This window comes from Levilactobacillus hammesii DSM 16381 (assembly GCF_001434395.1).
In the GTDB taxonomy this organism is placed as follows: domain Bacteria; phylum Bacillota; class Bacilli; order Lactobacillales; family Lactobacillaceae; genus Levilactobacillus; species Levilactobacillus hammesii.
On the sequence record NZ_AZFS01000064.1, the window covers coordinates 98,365 to 119,609 of the forward strand.

The 21,245-nt window shown below is 48.3% G+C and carries 19 protein-coding genes; 13 read left to right on the top strand and 6 right to left on the bottom strand.

Annotation, left to right across the window (positions count from 1 at the left end):
* Positions 1 to 539 precede the first annotated feature (539 nt).
* The 9 genes from allC (at position 540) to FD28_RS10895 (ending at position 10,661) form a co-directional block, all read left to right on the top strand.
* Positions 540 to 1,763, top strand: a complete 1,224-nt coding sequence (gene allC, locus FD28_RS10855; RefSeq protein WP_057735071.1) for an allantoate deiminase — start codon at positions 540 to 542, stop codon at positions 1,761 to 1,763.
* 54 nt (positions 1,764 to 1,817) lie between these two features.
* Positions 1,818 to 2,603, top strand: a complete 786-nt coding sequence (allE, locus tag FD28_RS10860) for a (S)-ureidoglycine aminohydrolase (RefSeq protein WP_020090390.1) — start codon at positions 1,818 to 1,820, stop codon at positions 2,601 to 2,603.
* Between the two features lie 41 nt (positions 2,604 to 2,644).
* Complete coding sequence (gene allD / locus FD28_RS10865) at positions 2,645 to 3,712, top strand: ureidoglycolate dehydrogenase (protein WP_057735072.1); 1,068 nt, start codon at positions 2,645 to 2,647, stop codon at positions 3,710 to 3,712.
* A gap of 27 nt (positions 3,713 to 3,739) precedes the next feature.
* Positions 3,740 to 5,506 (top strand): acyl-CoA synthetase FdrA, encoded by a 1,767-nt coding sequence (gene fdrA, locus FD28_RS10870; RefSeq protein ID WP_057735073.1) that lies wholly within the window; start codon positions 3,740 to 3,742, stop codon positions 5,504 to 5,506.
* A gap of 3 nt (positions 5,507 to 5,509) precedes the next feature.
* On the top strand, positions 5,510 to 6,772 hold the full coding sequence (locus FD28_RS10875) for a YlbE family protein (RefSeq protein ID WP_057735074.1): 1,263 nt from the start codon (positions 5,510 to 5,512) through the stop codon (positions 6,770 to 6,772).
* Positions 6,773 to 7,627 carry an oxamate carbamoyltransferase subunit AllH family protein gene (locus FD28_RS10880; RefSeq protein ID WP_057735075.1) on the top strand — a complete coding sequence of 285 codons (855 nt, stop codon included), beginning with the start codon at positions 6,773 to 6,775 and terminating at the stop codon, positions 7,625 to 7,627.
* A 36-nt stretch (positions 7,628 to 7,663) separates the two neighbouring features.
* On the top strand, positions 7,664 to 8,605 hold the full coding sequence (arcC, locus tag FD28_RS10885) for a carbamate kinase (RefSeq protein ID WP_057735076.1): 942 nt from the start codon (positions 7,664 to 7,666) through the stop codon (positions 8,603 to 8,605).
* 262 nt (positions 8,606 to 8,867) lie between these two features.
* Positions 8,868 to 9,626: an NADP-dependent (R)-specific alcohol dehydrogenase gene (locus tag FD28_RS10890; RefSeq protein ID WP_057735077.1), complete on the top strand. Its 759-nt coding sequence runs from the start codon at positions 8,868 to 8,870 to the stop codon at positions 9,624 to 9,626.
* 75 nt (positions 9,627 to 9,701) lie between these two features.
* Positions 9,702 to 10,661: a 2-hydroxyacid dehydrogenase family protein gene (locus tag FD28_RS10895; RefSeq protein WP_057735078.1), complete on the top strand. Its 960-nt coding sequence runs from the start codon at positions 9,702 to 9,704 to the stop codon at positions 10,659 to 10,661.
* A 1,022-nt stretch (positions 10,662 to 11,683) separates the two neighbouring features.
* Here FD28_RS10895 and FD28_RS10900 read toward each other — a convergent pair.
* The 3 genes from FD28_RS10900 to FD28_RS10910 form a co-directional block, all read right to left on the bottom strand.
* Positions 11,684 to 12,037, bottom strand: a complete 354-nt coding sequence (locus FD28_RS10900; protein ID WP_057735079.1) for a fluoride efflux transporter FluC — start codon at positions 12,035 to 12,037, stop codon at positions 11,684 to 11,686.
* A gap of 4 nt (positions 12,038 to 12,041) precedes the next feature.
* Positions 12,042 to 12,416 carry a fluoride efflux transporter FluC gene (locus FD28_RS10905; protein ID WP_057735080.1) on the bottom strand — a complete coding sequence of 125 codons (375 nt, stop codon included), beginning with the start codon at positions 12,414 to 12,416 and terminating at the stop codon, positions 12,042 to 12,044.
* Between the two features lie 173 nt (positions 12,417 to 12,589).
* Positions 12,590 to 13,849 carry an MFS transporter gene (locus FD28_RS10910; protein ID WP_057735081.1) on the bottom strand — a complete coding sequence of 420 codons (1,260 nt, stop codon included), beginning with the start codon at positions 13,847 to 13,849 and terminating at the stop codon, positions 12,590 to 12,592.
* 178 nt (positions 13,850 to 14,027) lie between these two features.
* Here FD28_RS10910 and FD28_RS10915 point away from each other — a divergent pair, with 178 nt between their 5' ends.
* The 3 genes from FD28_RS10915 to FD28_RS10925 all read left to right on the top strand — a co-directional run bounded on the left by FD28_RS10915 (position 14,028) and on the right by FD28_RS10925 (position 18,328).
* Positions 14,028 to 15,671, top strand: a complete 1,644-nt coding sequence (locus FD28_RS10915; protein WP_057735082.1) for a PucR family transcriptional regulator — start codon at positions 14,028 to 14,030, stop codon at positions 15,669 to 15,671.
* An 86-nt stretch (positions 15,672 to 15,757) separates the two neighbouring features.
* Positions 15,758 to 17,689 (top strand): DUF262 domain-containing protein, encoded by a 1,932-nt coding sequence (locus FD28_RS10920; RefSeq protein WP_057735083.1) that lies wholly within the window; start codon positions 15,758 to 15,760, stop codon positions 17,687 to 17,689.
* A 267-nt stretch (positions 17,690 to 17,956) separates the two neighbouring features.
* Entirely contained in the window at positions 17,957 to 18,328 is a 372-nt protein-coding gene (locus tag FD28_RS10925) for a hypothetical protein (protein ID WP_057735084.1), read from the top strand.
* Between the two features lie 53 nt (positions 18,329 to 18,381).
* Here FD28_RS10925 and FD28_RS10930 read toward each other — a convergent pair whose 3' ends face one another.
* From FD28_RS10930 to tnpA, 3 genes are all read right to left on the bottom strand, one after another.
* Entirely contained in the window at positions 18,382 to 18,999 is a 618-nt protein-coding gene (locus FD28_RS10930; protein ID WP_057735085.1) for a sugar O-acetyltransferase, read from the bottom strand.
* A gap of 18 nt (positions 19,000 to 19,017) precedes the next feature.
* Entirely contained in the window at positions 19,018 to 19,428 is a 411-nt protein-coding gene (locus FD28_RS10935; protein ID WP_057735086.1) for a peptide deformylase, read from the bottom strand.
* Between the two features lie 405 nt (positions 19,429 to 19,833).
* Complete coding sequence (gene tnpA, locus FD28_RS10940) at positions 19,834 to 20,256, bottom strand: IS200/IS605 family transposase (protein WP_057735087.1); 423 nt, start codon at positions 20,254 to 20,256, stop codon at positions 19,834 to 19,836.
* 90 nt (positions 20,257 to 20,346) lie between these two features.
* Between tnpA and FD28_RS10945 the strand changes: the two genes are divergently transcribed.
* A partial coding sequence (locus tag FD28_RS10945) for an RNA-guided endonuclease TnpB family protein (RefSeq protein WP_420806200.1) occupies positions 20,347 to 21,245 on the top strand: 899 nt, incomplete at its 3' end.

Here is a 21,245-nt window from a genome sequence, read left to right on the forward strand (position 1 = left end):
CAAACGCGTCCCACGCTGTAAACCGAGTGAGAAACCTCGGTCAACAGCGTCGACACAGCTGCATCCATCATTGGCCGCCTCCGGTTACGTGAGTCGTTCACTGTAGCACGATATTTGGTTAAGCAGCGCTGTTGGGCTAACGCTTCGTGCGATTGTAGCCAAGTTTTACGTCGCCGTGAGTGAGTCAAATTTGGCGAACGGTAAGGCGGTGGCTTCATCAGTCTTTAAGCTAACTCAAGATGGTCCCCACAGCAGCCGGAATCTCTGGCAGCCGCAGGTGACTGCTGATGGCGGTATTCCGGAAACTTGTGAACAGTTTTGGTAATACCAAGAAAGCGGCGCTCCGAGCACAGGATTTTTCAAGACCTCGCCATTATGGGGCGGAAAGCGGCGGCAAAAGATGGCGAATTGGTCACTTTTAGCTAAATCTAGTAGGAATGCAACAATTTCACGATTGAATTTAGCCAAAGTGACCAATGATGATCGTAATGAAAGCGCATACAATAAGCTTGTAACATAATATGAAGGAGGCAAAAATTATGGAACTCGAAAAAGTTGTTGATGAACGACTTAAGAAATTGTCATCGATCGGTAGCGACCCCACAGGTGGGATGACGCGGCTGCTCTACTCCGACTCCTGGTTAGAAGCACAGAAGTACGTCAAGGCTCAAATGGAAACGACCGGGATGGCAACGAAGTTCGATGATGTTGGTAACTTATTTGGGCGGATCGAAGGTTCCGAAAAGCCTGAAGAGACCATCATGACGGGTTCACATATTGATACGGTGGTTAACGGTGGGACGCTCGATGGCCAATTTGGGGTTGTGGCGTCATTGACCGCTGTACAGTTCCTACAAGACAAGTACGGCACGCCTAAACGGTCACTGGAAGTGATTTCCATGGCCGAAGAAGAAGGTAGCCGTTTCCCAACCGTTTTCTGGGGTAGCAAGAACTTCGTCGGCATTGCCAACAATGCTGAAGTGAAGGACGTTGCCGATGCTGACGGTAAGAAGTTCGTTGATGAAATGCACCGCCAAGGCTTTGACTTTAGCGACAAGCAAACGCGGCGTGATGACATCAAGGCCTTCGTCGAAGAACATATTGAACAAGGCAGCATCCTCGAAAGAGAACACGAACAGATCGGGGTTGTGAACAGCATTGCCGGCCAACGGCGTTACGACATTACCTTAAAGGGTGAAGCCAACCATGCCGGGACCACGCCACTGAGCTACCGTCACGATGCCGTCTATGGGATGGCCAAGATCGTAAACACGGCTTTGGACAAAGCCCATGAGATTGGCGATCCACTGGTCTTGACGTTTGGTAAGGTTGTGCCAAAGCCAAACACGGTTAACGTGGTTCCCGGCGAAGTCCTCTTCACGATGGATTGCCGTCATACCGATGCCGATTACTTAGTTAAATTTACCACCGAGATTGAAAATATGATGCGCGACGTTGCCAAGCAAATGGGCTTGGACATCAACATTGACCTCTGGATGGATGAAAAACCAGTGCCAATGAGCCAAGACATCGTGGATACTATCGAAGGTCAAGCCAAAGCAGGCCACTACAAGTACCGCGTGATGCACAGTGGTGCCGGCCATGATTCTCAAATCATTGCGCCCGTATACCCGACGGCGATGATCTTCGTTCCAAGTATCAACGGGGTTAGCCACAACCCAGCCGAGAATACCAAGTTTGAAGACTTAGTTGAAGGCGTGAAGTTGATGGCAGACACGCTTTACCAATTGGCTTACAAATAAATTACTTAGCAAAAAACCACACAAAACTATCAAAAAAAGTTGGGAGACTTGATCATGAGTTACAAAAACAATCGTACCGGTTACCAAAAACAATTATTAGGTTCACGTTCCGTCGTTAAGGCAGGCAACTTCGCTTTGATTCCGAATGATGGTTTAGTTAAGAACAACGTGCCTGGCTTTGAAAATGTCGATGTTTCCATCATGGGGACGCCACGTTTGGGCGCACACTTCGTTGACTACATTGCTAGCTTCCAAAAGGGTGGTAAGCACACGGGCTTTGGTGGCGAAGGTATCGAAACGGTCGCTTACGTGGTTTCCGGTAAGTTAAAGGTTTCCGATGGTAAGGAAGAAAATATCCTGACCGACGGCGGTTACGCTTACTTCCCTGAAAGTGTCATCATGACCATGGAAAATGCGCAAGACGAACCAACTGAAGTCTTCCTGTACAAGAAGCGTTACCAACCAATCGCTGGCCACAAGGCTTACAAGATCGTTGGCAACACGCACGACCGCGCACCACAAGACTACGAAGGCATGACCGATGTTCACCTGTGGGACTTCTTACCAACGGATGACTTAGGCTTCGATATGAACATGCACATCTTGGCCTTCGAACCAGGTGCTAGCCATGCTTACATTGAAACGCATTACCAAGAACACGGGGCATACTTGATCAGCGGTTCCGGGATGTACAACCTGGACAACGGCTGGTACCCAGTTGAAAAAGGGGACTACCTCTACATGGGCTCTTACTCACCACAAGCAGCTTATGCCGTAGGCCGTGGCGAACCATTGGCTTACGTTTACTCCAAGGATGCTAACCGCGATCCAGAAATCTAACACACGACGACACACTCACACTAGACTCGGAGGGACAGCATATGTCAGATTCAGGAATTACGCTAGTTGATGCGCAAGAGTTACAAGATTTAATGATGAATAAGTTCATCGCCGCTGGGTTGCCTAAGGAACACGCCGAAGAAACGGCGCGCCACCTCACTTACGCCGATGCTTGTGGGATTCACTCCCATGGGACGGTGCGGGTCGCCTACTACGCCGAACGGATTGCCAAGGGTGGGGTTAACCTCAACCCGAACATCCAGTTCGAAAAGACGGGGACCTCTACCGGGGTCGTTCACTGTGACAACGGGATGGGCCAATATGTCTGCAACGAGGCCCTGACCTACGCCATTGATATGGCCAAGGACACCGGGTTAGCTGCAGTCGGTGTTGAAAAAACGGGCCACAGTGGGATGCTTTCTTACTACGTTAAACGGGCCGCCGAAGAAGGTTTAGTTGCCATTGCCATGTGCCAATCCGATCCAATGGTAGTGCCTTACGGTGGCAGCGAGAACTACTTTGGGACGAACCCCATTGCCTTCTCCGCACCGCGTTCCAGCGGCGAACCCCTAGTCTTTGATATGGCCACCACCGTTCAAGCTTGGGGTAAGGTTTTGGATGCGCGGTCTAAGAACCGTTCGATTCCAGATACCTGGGCTGTTGATGGCAACGGGGACCCAACCACGAATCCACACGACGTTCGGGGCTTGCTTCCTATTGCTGGGCCAAAAGGCTACGGCTTGATGATGTTAGTGGACGTCGTTGCCGGCTCACTGCTGGGCTTGCCATTTGGGAAGCACGTCTCCTCAATGTACGCCGACCTGACTGAGAAGCGGAACTTGGGTCAATTCTACATTCTGATCGATCCTAAGAAGTTCACGGACCCAGATGCCTTTGCTAAGCAAGTGCAACAGATGACGGAAGAATTACACGAGATGAAACCAGCCAAGGGCTTCGATCAAGTTTACCTGCCAGGTGAACGCAGTCAGATTCGCCGGAAGAAAGCGATGAAGGACGGCATTGAAGTGGCTACCGAAATTTACGATTACTTGAAGAGCGATACGGTTCACTTTGATAAGTACAATGGGCAAGGTGCCTTCGCCGAATAATTTTAACGAAAGAGAGTTGATAACTATATGCTGCACACAGTGATTGAAAAGAATAGCTATCAGGACTCCATCGTGCTCATGCTGTTGACCAACTATCTGGAAACTTTGGATGGCGTCAACAATGTACAAGTCATGATGGGAACCCCTGCTAACAAGGATATCTTTAAGACCGGTGGCCTGGCTACCGAAGAACTTGAGGCCGCTACCCCCAATGACATGGTGGTTGTCCTCGATGTCGACAACGAAGACTTGATTGATGACGTGGTTAAAAAGGCTAAAGTCTACTTGGATGAACAATCCAGTGGGAATGACGACGAAAATAGTGGCGAAGAACGGGTGAAGACCTGGGACAAAGCCCTAGAAGTTGCCAAGGACGCTCCCGTAGCCCTGATCTCCGTTCCCGGTGTTTACGCCGCGAGCGAAGTTGAAAAAGCCTTAGATGCTGGTAAAAACGTCTTCTGTTTCAGTGATAACGTCACGATCGAAGACGAAGCGCGCCTGAAGCAAATGGCTCATGAAAAGGGCTTGCTGCTGATGGGCCCTGACTGTGGGACTGGGATTGCCAACGGCTTGCCGTTAGCCTTTGCTAACCGGGTTCGCAAGGGGAGCATCGGCATTGTCGGGGCCTCTGGAACCGGGATTCAGGAAGTTACCGCCATCATCCACAAGATGGGTGAAGGGGTCACCAACGCCATCGGGACCGGTGGCCGTGACTTGAAGGCCAAGGTTCAAGGGATTACCTTCAAGGACAGCATTGCCTTACTGGACCAAGATCCAGACGTTAAGGTGATCGTGGCTATCTCCAAGCCGCCTGCAAAGGAAGTCCGTGACGACGCGGTTGACCTGTTACGGGCAGCCAAGAAGCCAGTCGTGGCCATCTTCTTAGGTGAAAAGCCAGAAGCCCACGAAAAGGGTCTCTACAGAGCTTACACGCTGGAAGAAACGGCTAAGATTGCGGTGGGCTTATTACATGGTCAGGAACCAACGGGTAACGAAGACGTTGCGGTCAAAGTGCCTGATGTTCAGTTACAACCGCAACAAAAATACATCAAGGGTTACTACTCCGGTGGGACTTTAGCCTACGAAGCCGCAACCTTAATGAACAATACCTTAGGCCTGCACGCCGAAAATGGGGTCGATGGTTCTATCTTGAAGAAGGACGGCTACGAAGTCTTAGACCTCGGGGATGACGTCTTTACGCAAGGTCGGCCACACCCTATGATCGACGCCACCAAGCGAAAAGAAATGATGGTTTCAGCGGGACAAGACCCAGAAACTGCTGCTATTCTGTTGGATATCGTGCTCGGTTACGGGACGACGGATGACATGGCGGGCGATTTGAAGGATACGATCATCAAGGTCAAGGCGGATGCCAAGGCTGAAGGTCGTGAGATCGCCGTGATTGCCACCATCGTTGGGACCGACATGGACCCACAGGATTACAGTCAACAACAAAAGACTTTGGAAGAAGCCGGGGTCATTCTCTGCGAAAACAACGCCCAGGCGGTTAAGACGGCCTTAGCCGTTGTCGGCCACCCAGTCGAAGAAACCCCACTGCCAATCTTGCCAGAACAACCATCGAACGTGAAGATGCCAGCTGTTTCTGACAGACTGAAGGAAATGTTGACGGCTACGCGCTTCCTGAACATTGGTTTGGAAAGCTTTGCGGACGCAATCAACGAAAGTGGTGGGAGTGCTGTCCAGTTTGACTGGAAGCCAATCGCCGGTGGGAATGTCGAGCTGCAAAAGGCGCTGCTCTTCCTCAACAAAGTCGATTTGAAAGTAGGGGTGTAATGAATGGTTTATAAAACGATTGACGAAGCCAATCAGGCAGTCGTCTCAAAAATTATTGCCGGTTCACCATTCCTATTGGATGTTGTTCCCGCAATGGATGTTATTGATGAATTCAAACACGGCAAGGTCTTACTCCACGCCGGTCCACCAATCACTTATGACAAAATGATCGACCCCGTCCAGGGTGCCTGCATTGGTGCCGCACTGTTCGAAGGGTGGGCAGATAATGAAGATGACGCGCGCAAACTCATGGAAAGCGGCGAAGTCACCCTCATTCCTTGCCACCACGTTGATGCAGTTGGCCCAATGGGTGGGATTACATCAGCTCACATGCCACTGGTCGTCGTTGAGAACCGGACAGACGGGAACCGTGCTTACTGCACGATGAACGAAGGGATCGGTGCCGTGCTGCGGTTCGGTGCCAACGGTCCAGAAGTCATTGACCGGTTACGCTGGATGCGGGATGTCTTAGGCCCAGTTCTGAGCAAGGCTTTGCAAACGCGCGAACCATTGAATGTAAACGTTTTAATTGCCAAAGCGATTGCCATGGGTGACGAGTTCCACCAACGGAATATCGCGGCCTCACTGGCCTTCTTGAAGGAAATGTCCCCAAGCATTGTCGCCTTGGATATTGACCAAAAGGACAAGGAAGATGTCATCCAATTCTTAGCCGACACCGACCAATTCTTCTTGAACATTATGATGGCTTCCGCTAAATCCGTGATGGATGGCGCCCGTCAGATTCAGGAAGGAACGATTGTCACGGCAATGTGCCGGAACGGGTACGAATTTGGTATCCGGATCGCCGGGATGGGGGACGAATGGTTCACCGGCCCCGTTAACACACCACACGGGCTGTACTTCTCCGGGTTCTCCGAAGACGATGCTTCTCCCGACATGGGGGACAGTGCCATTACCGAAACGTTTGGGGTTGGTGGGTTCGCCATGATCGCCGCACCTGCTGTGACCCGGTTCGTCGGGACGGGTGGTTTCTTCGATGCCCTGCACACCAGTGAGGACATGACCGAAATCACCACGGCTTCCAATCCTAATTTCCCAATCCCAACCTGGGACTTCCGGGGAATCTCCATTGGGATTGATGCACGGAAGGTTGTTGAAACGGGCATTCTCCCAGTGATTAACACCGGGATTGCCAACAAGAAAGCTGGGTTAGGACAAATCGGGGCTGGAACCGTTAATCCACCGATGGAAGCCTTCGAAAAAGCTGTCCTAGCTTACGCGAAGAAGTTAGGTTTTGAGGAATAAATGCGTGAAGTAGAAGTTCTGGGCGACCATGTACTTCTGGCTCTAGAAGATAGAGATTGGTATGTTCACAGTGTCTTTGAACATACCTTTAATTTAACAGACAAACAGCACACGCCGTTGGTGATTCTGACCAGCGACCGCTCAAAACTTTTACCAGGTGGACTCTATCTTCCGCCACGCGATTTTACCGATTTATTGAGTCAGATTCGAGATACCCGCAAGATTGAGTTTCGCGAGGCGTCGTTTTACATCGAGACCTACCAGGAAACCTGGCAGCTTAAGATTGTCGACACCTTCCGCGCTGACTTGTTGACCGAGGGGATTCGTTCAGATCGGTTAGGCTACTTACTGACGAACTGCCGGAACATCGAGCGACAGACTGGGTTTGATCAACCGTTTCAGGATTTCTTGACGATGGAAACGTCGCCTTATCAAAAAGAGACATCTTGGCTAACAAATGCCGTCACCGTCCAATGGGGAGTCGACTTCTTCATTGGCAGAGGCAGGGGGCTCACCCCATCGGGCGATGACTTTTTGTTAGGCTGGATCCTCATTGATTGGCTCAGTGGCAATCATCAAGAACTCCGTGCGGCGGTCGCTTCCCGAATTGGGGATGCCAGTTACACCACCGATGTTGGCCGTAGTTATCTGTATTACGCCCTTCGCCGTCGGTTCAGTAGCGCATTACTGGGCATTGTTCGGTACTTGAAGGGAAACGAACCGCTGGAGAACCTCGACAATTTGTTAGCGGAAGCGATTGAATACGGCAACACGTCGGGCATTGACTGCCTGGCAGGTATCGTCTCAGCCTTAGTTTACAAACAGGTTAATCTCGACCTTGACTTGAAATATTGATTTGATTTTGACACGGAAGAAAGGGGGAAAATCCCAATGGCGAAAAGAGTTGTGATTGCGGTTGGTGGTAATGCGATTCTCCAACCCAAACAAGATCCAACGTTTGACGTTCAAATGACTAACGTTCAAAAGAGTGCCGAGCAGATTGCTAAGATCGAGGCCATGGACTATGAAATTGTATTGACCCACGGTAATGGCCCTCAAGTTGGGAATATTCTCCAACAGAATGAACTGGCGAAGCACACGGTACCGGCACTCCCCTTGGACGCTTGTAATGGGGAGTCACAAGGTTTCATCGGTTACATGTTGGAGCAAAGCTTGAAGAACACATTGCGGCAAAACCAATCCTCAGCTAACGTGGCAACCCTACTAACTGAAGTGGAAGTTGACCGTGACGATCCTGCCTTCAAGGATCCCAGCAAGCCTATCGGTGTCTTTTACACCGAAGCGGAAGCCAAGCAGTTACAGGCAGATAAGGGCTGGATCATGAAGGAAGATGCGGGTCGGGGTTACCGGCGCGTTGTCCCTTCACCGATGCCCGCCATGATCCATGGTGTGGATTCCATTAACCATTTACTGGAACAAAACATCATTGTCATTGCTGGTGGTGGCGGGGGGATCCCGGTTTACCAGGATGAACACGGCCTGCTCCAAGGCTTGGAAGCTGTGATTGACAAGGATCGGACGGGGCGGAAGTTGGCAGAACAAGTGAATGCCGATATCTTCATGATTCTGACCGATGTCAGCAACGTCTACGTCAATTATGGCAAGCCTAACCAAAAGAAGCTGGAAAACGTGTGCGTGAAGGAAACCCAGAAGTACCTCGACGACGGACAATTTGCCGCCGGGAGTATGGGACCCAAGATTGAAGCGGCGATTGCGTTCGCCAAAACCGGACGGACGGCGATTATCTGTTCCTTGGATGAAGCCGACTTGGCCTTGCAAGGTAAGGCGGGAACGCGCATTAGTTATAGTTAAAGCAACCACGGCACCACTTAGCTTAAGAGCTTGATTGCTCAAACCGTACCATGAACGCTTGCGGTGAGCATCTCCCCAAGAACTGCCGAGGCCATTCGTCAGTTGACGGCTGACCTGGGGATGTGATGATGAGCTTAACGGACACTTGAACACCACCGTTAGAGCTAAAATTGGTCGACCTGCCACACGGCAGGCCGACCTTCACCGCAATCAATTGTGAAAGTTGTTACAACCACTTTTAAAATTCTGGAGGTCGAAAATAATGAGTCATCGTTTAGATGGAAAAGTTGCGATTGTTACCGGTGGAACCTTAGGTATTGGGTTAGCCGTTGCCGACAAGTTTGTTGCAGAAGGCGGTAAGGTCATGATTACCGGTCGCCATGCCGATGTTGGGGAAAAGGCTGCCAAGAGTATTGGCGGGCCAGACGTGATTCAATTCTTCCAGCACGACGCGACCGACGAGCAGGGCTGGCTTGATTTATTCGACGCCACCGAAAAGGCATTTGGCCCCGTGACCACGATTGTGAACAATGCGGGGATGGCCGTTAACAAGAGCATTGAAAATACCTCAACCAAGGAATGGAAGCAACAACTGGCCGTTAACTTGGACGGTGTCTTCTACGGCACACGGCTGGGTATCCAACGCATGAAGAACAAGCACCTGGGCGCTTCCATTATCAACATGTCCTCTATTGAAGGCTTCGTGGGCGACCCTAACTTGGGGGCTTACAACGCTTCCAAGGGTGGCGTGCGGATCATGTCCAAGTCAGCCGCCGTTGACTGCGCCTTGAAAGACTACGACGTGCGGGTCAACACCGTTCACCCAGGCTACATCAAGACGCCATTGGTTGACGATTTGCCAGGGGCCGAAGCTGCGATGTCAGCCCGGACCAAGACGCCAATGGGCCACATCGGCGAACCTAACGATATTGCCTGGATCTGTGTTTACTTAGCCTCGGACGAATCTAAATTTGCGACCGGCTCAGAATTCGTGGTTGACGGGGGTTACACTGCCCAATAAACCGGCAGTGCATCACCGATTGAAAACGTATACAATAGAGTTGTAAACCCAAATCTTGCAGAAGGAGTGACATTCATGGCTAGTGTTTTAGTAACTGCAGCAATTCCACAGTCGGCTTTGGCTATTTTGAAAGAAGCCGGGTTGGATATCGATGTCTATACAGGCAGTGGATTAATCACGAAAGAAGAATTGGTTAAACGTATCGTGGGTAAGGACTACTTGATTACGCCACTATCAACGCAGGTTGACAAGGACGTGATTGATGCCGATCCTAACCTGAAGATCATTGCCAATTATGGTGCGGGCTTTAACAATATCGATGCTGCGTACGCGCGGCAAAAGGGCATTCCCGTTACCAACACGCCAGAGGTCTCAACCGTATCAACTGCCGAGGTCACGACGGGCCTAATGATTACGTTAGCGCACCGGATGGTTGAAGGCGATAAGTTAATGCGGACCAAGGGCTTTGACGGGTGGTCACCCCTCTTCTTCTTGGGCCATGAACTCTCCGGCAAAACCTTAGGGATCGTCGGCATGGGGCAAATTGGTCAAGCCGTTGCGAAGCGGATGAAGGCGTTCGATATGAACATCATCTACTCACAACGGACCCGGCTTGCCCCAGAAGTGGAAGCCAAGTTCGGCGCGAAGTTTGTCAGCTTAGAAGAGTTGATCAAGACGAGTGACGTTCTGAGCCTACACTGCCCACTGAACGACCAGACCCATCACATGATTGGGGCACCAGAATTTAAGCAGATGAAGTCGTCCGCTTACCTGATCAACGCCGCTCGGGGACCGGTCATCGACGAAGCGGCTCTGCTTGAAGCACTGAAGGCTGGCGAATTGGCCGGCGCAGCGCTGGATGTTTACGAAGCGGAACCCAACGTTGACGATGGTTTCAAGGCACTCGATAACGTCATCTTGACGCCACATGTGGGGAACGCCACCGTTGAAGCACGGGACGCCATGGCCGCTATCGTTGCCAAGAATACCGTGCGGATCGATCAGGGACAAGAACCACTGCACATCGTTAATTAACACCACCTTCATATTATGACTAGAGAATAGTTTTGACGGGATCGGCTCAGACATGGGTTGGTCCCGTTTTTTGTTGTCAACTTGAGGTTGGTATACCGCCTTACCGTGAGCCAAATTTGAACTGGAACGCGGTGGGCAGGACGGTCAGAGCCTGGGAAGCGGTCTCTGACCTCGCTTTGAGCCGAAGATCGCGTCTCAAAGGCGCCATTTTTCAAGTTAGAGCACTTGAAAAATCCCACGGCTGAGCTCAAATTTGGCGCACTCACGGCTACTCAGGAGGTTGCCAATCATAGCGGTTTAACGTTGACCTTTAAGTGTCACTCAGCGCTATACGGTCGGTCAATACACCATCCACAAATGAAATCGGTCAGAATTGCGGGATGTAAGGGGCACCGCGGCAGGGAAACGCTAATGCTAATACTTTGCTTCTCTGTAATTCAGGACGCATCAGACCATGGTATATGGTAACTCTAGCTGATGGGTGGGTTAAAAGGTACACAAAAAGGGAGCAGCCACCACTGCTCCCTCACACGACACCACACTAGACTTGCGGTTACCCCATATTATACGCTGGGTGGTCATTGGGGACAACGCTTTCACTAATGATTTAATAATCTAAACGAATACAAAAAAGAGTGGGGCAGAAGGCGTTTAGATCCTGAGCATTAACGTCATTAAGAGAAAAATCCCGGGTTTGGATTATGCTCTTAATGGGGTTAAGCGCAGGGATCTGCCTTCTGTCCCACGTTTCGACGATATTAGGGTTAAGGACACTACCCCTGAGCATTAACGTTATAAGGCGGAAAATACCGGGTTTGGATTGTTTGTCTATTGGGGTTAAGTGGCGTTAACTGCCTTTGGTTCCACGTTTCGGCCATATATGTTTGGCGCACAAAAAAAGAAGCAGTCATGAAGGGTCGTTAGCTAGGCGACCACTGCTTCTTCCTCGCGTACGGTAAAACCGCACCTAGACTCGCGATAAATATAATAATACCTGATTGCTTGGTGATAGGCAAGCCAATTTAAGTGACGAGTGTGTAGCCGCCAAAAGCACTGACGACCCCCAGCGTGGCCGAGAGAATCAGATAGCTCATGGCGGTAATGGGCTTGTGATCAATCAGCTTGATAAAGTCGTTGGTGAAGGTAGAGAAGGTGGAGAATCCGCCTAGAAAGCCACTGGCAACCTGAAAGAGAAGGGCAGTCGGTGCGAGCAGTCCGGTGGCAATCCCCAGCAGACCAGAGCCCAGGATATTAATCGACACGGTCGCGACGGGAAAGCTCGTCGGGGGAATGAGCAGGTCCGTCACATAGCCCACAGTGAACCGGGTGAGGGCGCCACAGCTTCCGGCTAGACAAATGTAGAGAATTGCCAACATCTGGTCACGCCCTTTCCGTCACGCGAGCACTTGAACGAAAGCCCAAAACGGCGGCGCCACAGCCGAGTAGCAGACTGGCTAACCAGTAGGTGAGTGCGAGTCCCATGGTCCCCTGCTGTAAGAGGCGGACAACGTCCATTGAGAAGGTTGAGAAGGTGGTGAAGCTGCCGACCAGGCCAACGGTCAGACCAGCCATAACGGCCTCTGAGAGGGGAATTAGCGTCGGCAGTGTTTTGGAGATAAACGCCAGTAGGAACGATCCGATGACGTTGATCAAGAGAATGGTGGTCAGATGGTGATTGGTCATCGAAGTTAAGCCCAATCGTAGCAAACTGCCACAAAAGGCGAAAACAAAGATATAGCTGATTTTTTTGAACACAACGAGGACCTCCAGTCAGGGTAAACGAAGAATCAAATACCCATCGTCGTTGCCACTCACGATCGATGATACAATCTGGCAGTGAGTAGCAAGGACGATGGGTATTTCATCATATCTATTTAATTGTAAAATTTGAAATTAACGGAGAACTCACAGCAAGTTGGGGGTTAACCCTAGGCTTGCTTCTTACGTAAGTTAGCCAGAAGGAACAAAATTGTCCCAACAGCGAGCAGAATGATGGCAATGTAGAAACCTAAGACCTTGGAACCGGTGGCGTCGGAGATACTTCCGGTCAGGGCAGGGGCGATGATTGACGACATCATCCCGAAGAAGTTGAAGACCCCTAAGGTAGTCCCGACACCGACAGCGGGCGCATTTTCACCCAGCCAGGAAATGATGATCGGTTCAACGGCCAATTTGCCCAGGAATCCGTAAAGAATGAGGGCGGTCAGTAGGAAGGCGGAAGTCTTGGCCTGAACCGTCAACAGCAACATCGCCGCGGAGAGTAGTTCCAAGACCACAATGAATTGAATCTTCTTGTTTAAGTATTTATCAGCCAGCTTACTGAAGAAGAGGGCACCGGGGATGGAGGCGAAGGCTACCAGTGAGGAGGAGAATCCGATGGCGGCACCATGGAAGCCCCGTTCAGTGGCTAAGAAGTTAGGAAGCCACGTCACGATCATGTAGTAGGCGTAGCAGGTGGCAAAATATAAAATGTAGGCGAAGAGCATCTTGGGCTGGAAGAGGGTGGCCAGGGATACTTTTTCCTTGACCTTGGGTGCTTCGGCTTTAGTGGCCTTGGCAGCCTCTTCGGCAGCTTGGATGTTGACGATATCGTCTTTGTTGCTCTTAATAATAGCTTGGAATGCAATGACCATGCAGATAATCATGACAATCGTGATGTACATCATGGTTTGCCAAGGCATGCCTTGTTGGGCCACCAGGAAACTGGAGAGGATCATTCCCAGACCGGAACCCACGGCGGACCCGCTGTTCACGATGGCCGTGGAGAAACTCTTCTTGTCAGCGGGGATGTTTTGCGAGGTCAGGGAGTAAGCGGAACCGTAGAAGGAACCACAGCCCAGACCGGCTAAGACGGAGCCCACGTAGATCATCTGAATGGAACTGGCCATGGCCACGATGAGGGCGGCGATGGCGAATAGAATAAAGCCGGGAATCAAGACGCGTTTCTTCCCAATCTTATCGACCAGGAAGCCCGCGGGAATCTGCATGACAACGTAACCTAAGAAGTAAAAACTTGAGATGGAACCCAACGCGGTGTCGGACACCCCACCGCCAAGTGATGAGCGGATTTGGGGGTAGACCGGCGCAAGGGCAGAACGGTAAATCCAAATGGTAATCCAGCCGGCACAGAGTAAGATGACAATCTTCTTCCAATAGGCCATACCTGATTTTTCTGTAACTTTGTCCATGATAAGTCCTCCAATTTCACCGTATATGTAAACGCTTACAGTGACAATTATAAGGAGATTCACAAGAAATTCATTGCATACTCTGCACCATAAATTAATGGTATTTGTCTATTTTAACCAAATGTGTTTTAATTGGAGAGATGAAAGCGCTAACTTTTATTTAAGGAGGCTAACTAAAGTGAGCACACTCAAGGAGTTACTGAGCTTACCACGATTCTCCGATTTGGAGGTCCTATCGACTCATAAAAACATGGAGCGACCGGTCGAGAGCGTCGAAATTACCGAAACACCCGATGTCGCCAATTTTATTCCAGACAACGCCATTATTCTGACGACGGCGATGATTTTTCGGAACGGTCAGGAGAAACTAAAACCGTTTCTGGCGTCACTGGTGGGGCACCACGTGGCGGCGTTGGGAATCAAGGTGGGCCGGTTCATTGAGGAGATCGATCCAGCGGTGGTGGCATACGCCACTGAGATCGACCTCCCGTTGATCCAAGTCCCCAGTACCCAGCCGCTGGGGGGCCTGCTCTATCAAATGCAGAGCTACTTAATGGACAGCAAGACGGAACAACTTACATATGCGTTAGATATTCAAAAGAGCTTCTCCAACCTGTTGATGCACGACGTCAGCAATAGCCGGTTTGTCGCGGAATTGGGCAAAATCATTAATGCGCCGGTGATTATGCTCAATCCTTGGCACAAGGTGATCGGGAGCTCCCAATTTTTCTCGGGCTCGGATCACCCGGCGTCGTTTTACACCGAACAGCTCACGCCCCAGAACTATGAGAAGATCAATGAGGGGAAGAGTAACCTGCTAATCAAGGACATCAAGGGTGATGATATTCAGGTGCTGAGCTATCCGGTTAAGGTGGCAAATCACTTCCCGTATTACTTAGTCGTTCTGCGGCCGGAGCAGATTCCGTATCCGATCTCGGAATTTGCGATTGAGCAGGCCGTTCTGGTGTTGACCTTCATTCTCTATAAGAACCAAAAGGTGCAGGAGTTTTTTGACCTCATGAAGAGTGACTTCCTGTCGCAACTGATTAAGGCCAAGACGGAGCAAAGCAATGAGGATCGGGACTGGATCGACTTGGGGGAGAACTATGGCCTGGTGCAAAGCGACTATTACCGTATTGCCCTAGTCTATTGTGTGCCCAACGAAAAAAATAAGAACCAGATCTTTTACCGGAAAGAAGAAGCCGAAGTGGCCAACAGCTGGCTGCAGGAGCAGTTGCCGCTTAAGATCCGTGATGTGGTGGCGTTCAAGGTGAAGAATAGCAACGATATTGCGCTGTTGTTCCAGTCCAAGGAAGTCAGCTTTGAGCGAACGGTTAAGACGCTGATTAAGAGCCTCAAGAAGGAGCTCGACATTAACCTGAGCTTTTCATTTGGCAATCCCTACGATGAGATTGAAGAGATTTCGAGCTCCTACATTGAGGCTAAGTTGGCGTTGGACGAGGTCAAGCAGCAGGAAGATCCCGACATGCTGAATTACTATCATCCACGGGGCTTGATCAGCCTGTTTGAGGGCGCCAATGATGAGGACATTCATTATTACTGTGAGAAGGTGCTGAAGGATCTGGCTTACCCAACGGACCCTTCCACCATTGATCTGCGGAAAACCCTGCAGTATTACCTGGATTATAACTGTGAGATTACGAAGACTGCGAACACCCTGTATCTTCATCGCAATACGATTAAGTACCGGATCAAGCAGTGTGAGAAGATTCTGGGGCAGTCGGTTAAGAACCCTCAGACGAGTTTGAATCTGCGGCTGGCGTTGGAATTGTCGAAGACTGAAGACGCTGTAATGAAGTAAATGGAATAGTAGCATAGATTTCAGGCTGTGCATGATACAATTTTGTATTAGAAGGCTTTAAAAAATGGTGTTTTGGAGATGAAATTATGAGTAATGAGAGCGTCGAAATTAAGTACGAGTCAGGCTCGATTAGTTACAGTGATCTAAAAAATAAAGTCACGGTTCCCGAGTACCAAAGAGACATAGTTTGGACTGATAAGGCCAAGTCTGATTTTATTGATGCATTAGCTAAAGGTTTTCCATTTGGATCGTTACTGTTATATCAGGTTAATGGTAGTGATGTAAATGTTAAGGATAAAAACAATGAATATTCAATCATTGATGGCTTACAACGTTATTCGACGATGAGGGAGTTTGAAGATGATCCAGGAAGTTTTTGGCAAGGTAATTCTTCAGAGAAGATGTTAAAAGAATTCCTGCGAGTTTTTCAAGAATATAATAAGCAAGTAGGAGAAAGTTGGACTTCAAAAAGTGAAGAGGATGTCAAGACCTGGTATGCGGGTTTAGTTAAGAATAACAAAAGGGCTAATGTGAACATTAAGTCTTATAAGGGCTTTTTACCGACCAAAGTTGGCGTATCTCAAGATGACCGGGATGATGCAGTTGCTAAGATACAAGATTTGATAACAGCTCTTGATAATAAGATTAATAGTTTTATTGATCTTAATACTTTAAAAATCCCTGTTATTTACTTTTTAGGGAGTTCAGATGAGCTAGCAGATGTATTTTCTGGTTTAAATAAAAGCGGCACAAGGTTATCTAAATATCAGGTTTTTACTGCGGCTTGGAGCCATGAGAAATTTAAATTAGATAATAATGATGACACTAATAAAATTATTAGTTCAATAATCGATCGTTTTGAGCGGATGAAAAGCGATAGAGGAAATATAAAAATCACAAATTTTAATATTCGTGAATTTAAAGAAGCACGGCTTATTAATTTAGCGCAATTTGCGTATGGGTTAGGCAAGTTAATTGTTGAAAACTCTCCTGCACTGCTTCAGGGAACCGAAGGGGATGATCTCTACAATGAAGTAGGTTTTGGAACCTTAGGAATAATTACAGGGACTCCAAGTAACAAGTTAAGTCATATTATTGAGAAAATAGATGATATTTCCAAAAATCATGTGCAGATTATTAACGAGGTTTTATCAATTGTTAATGAGATTAATGCAGAGTTCGATCCGCTAACGAAGAAAAGAATCAAATATTTAAATAGTGAGAATCGTAAAGAGTTTGAGACTGGATTAAGCTCGAAATTAAAATTTTTGTCATATATTGCTAGTATTTGGAAAATAAAGCATAGGAAGAATGACGAGTCTAGATTGACTAAGGATGCTGAAATTACCAATACAATCAAAAATTTGCCGATTTATTATGTTATTGATTTTTTGAGAAGGACTTGGTCGGGATCTGGAGATAGTCGATTGAACAGCTACTACACGACAGGGGCGGAACCCAGAAGCTATACGAAAAAGCCAAGTGAGGATCAAATAATGGCAGCATTTAATTCGTATGCGGAGAATGAAGATCCATCGATTAGGTTCACAGCAAAGACAAAAGCATTGACTACCATTTTTGCTAACTTAAGTTATCCAAAGTGCTTTCAACCGGCGAATAGTTATGACTTTGAACATATAATCGCTGCATCCTATTTGAAAGATGAGTATCAAGACCATGGAATTAAGGGGGCTGGGATTGGTAATGCAGTATTATTAGATACTGAGCTTAATAAAATTAAGCAAACAAAAGATCTCTATGAAACGGCGTCATATAAGATAAAACCGGGACAAAATAGAGGAAGAAAACTTGATACTATTAGGATCGCTACGAAAAAAGCGAAAGAGTTAGTGAGTGATAGTGGTAGGCTAGACGAAATGATGTATCCTTCAGAAATGGAGTTAGAAGAAGCCTATAAGCAAATGGGGCAAGGAGATTTTACAGTCGTAAAGAAAATAATTGATGATAGAACTCGGAAAGTATGTAACCGATTTGTAAAATTACTTTTTGAAATGTAGTTTGGATACGTATTAAATGATGATAGCTACATTTCATTGCTGGACTGTTAACTTTGTTGTTCGTACGTTGTATATAGTATAGCGTTTTGAAATTCATAAAAATCTTTGTTGTAGATAGACCTGAAAAGTTGTGCAGTTCTGCTGAGACAATAAGGTGTAATCAATCGGATGTTTTGTGTGAGCACTATACCTCAGCATATCAGTTTACTTTCTCACCCTAATCGCCTATGGTACAGAAAAAGCAATTGAGAAGGGATGGTGCCGCTCATGCAAAAGCTATACGGTTATGTTCCCCTGTTGAGTGGGTTGGGCAGTCTTTACTTCTTGTTGGTGATGTCGCTGGTACCTTCGTCGACCAGCAGTTTAGGCCTGGATTTTAATTGGCACGATCCGGATGTCGTGACCGTTGCCCTCATTTTAGTGGTCGTGGTGGTGACGGCATGTGCCCGAACGTTGTGGACCAAGCGTATCGGCTTGCTGGTCAATGGTCTCATCATCTTGGGCATGACCGCCGACCTCCTGCATACCCAACATTCCCCGTTGCTCACGGATTATCTGTGGCTGTGGGGGCTGTTGATGCTCTTTAACCTCGGGTTGATCTGCTGGGGAAGTTATCGGTTATGGTGGAAAAATAAATAAAAACGTGCACCTCGTGAGGTCAACTGTTTCAGCTCACGAGGTGCACGTTTTGTTTAGTGAATTTCAGACTTGTATTTAATCGAATCTTCCTCGGTAATCTCCCGCACCACGCGGCACGGATTTCCCACTGCCAGCGAATTGTCCGGAATGTCGCGGGTGACCACGGAGCCAGCACCGATGACGCAGCCGTTGCCAATCGTGACGCCGCCAATGACGGTGACGTTGCTACCGAACCAGCAGTTATCGCCAATCTTGATGGGCTTGTCGTATTCGATATCAAATAGCGACCCGTCTGCGTGGGGCTGGAGGTTCCGTTCCTGGTAGCGCAGCGGGTGCATGGGGGTTACCAGCGTCACGTTGGGCCCGAACCAGACGCTATCCCCAATCGTGACGTAGCCGCAATCCAGCACCGTAAAGTTAGCGTTGGCGTAGAAATGCTTGCCCAGGTGGGTATAGCTTCCGTAGTCAAAGAAAATGGGGCCCTGTAAGTAGGTACCTTCAGCGTGGTCGGGAACCAGCTTGTCGAGAATCGCCTCACGCTTTTCTGTCTCATCATCGAAGGTCATATTGTATTCTTGCGACAAACGATGGGCGTAGTGCAGCCGTTCTTGGAGCTGAGGATCGGACGGGTCGTAGAGCTTACCCGCTAACATTTTTTCTTCTTCAGTCATCTCAAAAGTCCTCCTTGTTTAAATCACGATGCCTTCGCAGTGGTCTACCTCGTGTTGAATGATCTGGGCGACGAAGCCCGTGAAGGTTTGGTGCTGGCGTTGGAAATTCTGATTGAGAAAGTCCACGTCAATGGTCTTATACCGCGTGGTGGGGCGTTCGCCCGTAAGCGACAGGCAGCCTTCGCTGGTTTGGAAGGCGCCCGCTTTTTTGGTAATGGTGGGATTGATCATAGCCACGGGGAGGATCCCCATGTCGACCACAATAATCCGCTTATTGACGCCGATCATGTTGGCGGCCATGCCGACGCAGTTGTCGCTGTTGGCCTTGAGAGTGTCTAGCAAATCGGTGACAACCGGTGCGTCTAATTTTGTCGCGGGCTGGGCCTTGGTACTGAGTTGAGTGGGATCGTGAACAACGTTTCTAATCATGTGGAACCTCCAAAAGTTGTTTGAGTTTTGTCGTGGTGTTGTAATTTCTCACGCTGGTCTGCTTGTAAAAGGGCGTGCCCAAAATTTTCGCGTAAAAGGAACGGCTGAAATGAGTGCGCAACGTTAATGCCCCGCAGTAATAAGAGGGAGTCCCTGGTGGTGCCACCCTTCATTTTGTAAAATACGAAGCCCCATCATCATTGCAGCCGTCATTAATGTAAGCGTCTTCTTCAGTATAGCATGATTAGTGGCGACGTTCCTGGGGAAATTCAAGGTGCCGGCATCCGGTAATTCTTAAGTTTAGCTAAGATTGCGTAAATGGTGAGACTGATTCGCGAGAAATTTCGTTAGTAATCTATAGGTGGCGTCAGTTGAGAGAACTCGGTATTTCAATCCCGAGATGAATCAACGTCTTGGACGACCACCATTGTATTGATCTAACTGTGAATCAATGTACTGCGTCACAATTTCTTTTGAGACATTGCCTAAAGTACTCATGAAAAAACTGGGCGACCACAAGTGACCACCCCACAGTTGTTGCTTCGTTTCAGGGAATTGCTTAAACCATTGTTTGGCTGACCCACCTTTGAAGGCTTTTACAATTGAAGAAGGCGCGTATTTAGGCGCAAAACTAACAATCATGTGCACGTGGTCGGGCATAATTTCTAAGCTAGAAACTTCAATGGTGTGTCTTTGGGCAATGTCGCTGAGAATATCTTTTAAGGCCGAACACTTTTCAGGGGACGTAAAGACCGGTTTACGGTACTTTGTCACCCAAACCAAGTGAAAGTTAAAATCATAGACGTTAGTACGCTCATACTTAATCATACGTATATCCTCTTATAAGTTATTTTGTAAGTAGTTACACATAGTATAGCATAACATCTGTGATATACTCTGTGCAAAGGCGGTGAGCAGATGGTCCTGAAAGGCATTAAGCTACGAATTTACCCAAGTCCAGCACAACAGTTAAAGATTAAACTTAACTTTGGCTGTAATCGATTTGTTTGGAATCAGATGCTAAACATGATGCGTAATCGTCATGAAAACAATCCCCGGGCGCCATTCTTAAATGCCTTTGCCCTTAATAGCTTGCTACCAGCGTTGAAGCGAGAATACCCGTGGTTAAAGGAAGCTGAAAGTACCAGTCTACAATCGACTTGCCATGACCTAGTGGCCGCTTTTCAAAAGTTCTTTAAGGAAACCAATGTTGGCTTCCCTAAGTTCAAATCGCGTAAATTTCCCAAGCAAAGTTACAACGTTAAGTTCTCAGGGACTAGCTTAGCCATCAAAGGCGAACGCACTATTCGAATTCCTAAGGTTGGCTTGATGCCTTTTAGAGCGGGTAGAAAGATTACCGGTCAGCTTAAAAATGCAACCATCAAGCTTTCAACAACCGGTAAATATTATGCAGTACTGTTGGTTGAAACCGAAGTCGGTTCCTTAGTCAAGACTGGCCAAATGGTTGGCATTGATTTAGGTGTGGCCGATTTGATGATCACTAGTGATGGCCAAAAGAAGCCGACAATTCGCTTTGACAAGCTTTTGGCTAAGAAAAAATACTACTGGGAAAAACGGTTAGCGCGTCGTCGACATCAGGCACAAAAAGAAATTGCCTGGGATCATCACAATCAAGTTCCTGAGGCCCGCGAACTGTCTGATTTTAAAAATTATCAGAAAGCGAAACTGATGGTGGCAAAATACAACGAAAAAATCGCTAACCAACGTCAGAATTACCTACATCAGTTAACGATCCAACTTGTCAAACAATATGATGTGATTAAAATTGAAGATTTGAAAACCAAGAATCTTCTCAA

What these genes read in the sequence shown, in the direction of transcription:
- allC (WP_057735071.1), top strand. Translation starts at nt 540, where the DNA reads ATGGAACTCGAAAAAGTTGTTGATGAACGACTTAAGAAATTGTCATCG.
- allE (WP_020090390.1), top strand. Translation starts at nt 1,818, where the DNA reads ATGAGTTACAAAAACAATCGTACCGGTTACCAAAAACAATTATTAGGT.
- allD (WP_057735072.1), top strand. Translation starts at nt 2,645, where the DNA reads ATGTCAGATTCAGGAATTACGCTAGTTGATGCGCAAGAGTTACAAGAT.
- fdrA (WP_057735073.1), top strand. Translation starts at nt 3,740, where the DNA reads ATGCTGCACACAGTGATTGAAAAGAATAGCTATCAGGACTCCATCGTG.
- FD28_RS10875 (WP_057735074.1), top strand. Translation starts at nt 5,510, where the DNA reads ATGGTTTATAAAACGATTGACGAAGCCAATCAGGCAGTCGTCTCAAAA.
- FD28_RS10880 (WP_057735075.1), top strand. Translation starts at nt 6,773, where the DNA reads ATGCGTGAAGTAGAAGTTCTGGGCGACCATGTACTTCTGGCTCTAGAA.
- arcC (WP_057735076.1), top strand. Translation starts at nt 7,664, where the DNA reads ATGGCGAAAAGAGTTGTGATTGCGGTTGGTGGTAATGCGATTCTCCAA.
- FD28_RS10890 (WP_057735077.1), top strand. Translation starts at nt 8,868, where the DNA reads ATGAGTCATCGTTTAGATGGAAAAGTTGCGATTGTTACCGGTGGAACC.
- FD28_RS10895 (WP_057735078.1), top strand. Translation starts at nt 9,702, where the DNA reads ATGGCTAGTGTTTTAGTAACTGCAGCAATTCCACAGTCGGCTTTGGCT.
- FD28_RS10900 (WP_057735079.1), bottom strand. Translation starts at nt 12,037, where the DNA reads ATGTTGGCAATTCTCTACATTTGTCTAGCCGGAAGCTGTGGCGCCCTC.
- FD28_RS10910 (WP_057735081.1), bottom strand. Translation starts at nt 13,849, where the DNA reads ATGGACAAAGTTACAGAAAAATCAGGTATGGCCTATTGGAAGAAGATT.
- FD28_RS10920 (WP_057735083.1), top strand. Translation starts at nt 15,758, where the DNA reads ATGAGTAATGAGAGCGTCGAAATTAAGTACGAGTCAGGCTCGATTAGT.
- FD28_RS10925 (WP_057735084.1), top strand. Translation starts at nt 17,957, where the DNA reads ATGCAAAAGCTATACGGTTATGTTCCCCTGTTGAGTGGGTTGGGCAGT.
- FD28_RS10930 (WP_057735085.1), bottom strand. Translation starts at nt 18,999, where the DNA reads ATGACTGAAGAAGAAAAAATGTTAGCGGGTAAGCTCTACGACCCGTCC.
- FD28_RS10935 (WP_057735086.1), bottom strand. Translation starts at nt 19,428, where the DNA reads ATGATTAGAAACGTTGTTCACGATCCCACTCAACTCAGTACCAAGGCC.
- tnpA (WP_057735087.1), bottom strand. Translation starts at nt 20,256, where the DNA reads ATGATTAAGTATGAGCGTACTAACGTCTATGATTTTAACTTTCACTTG.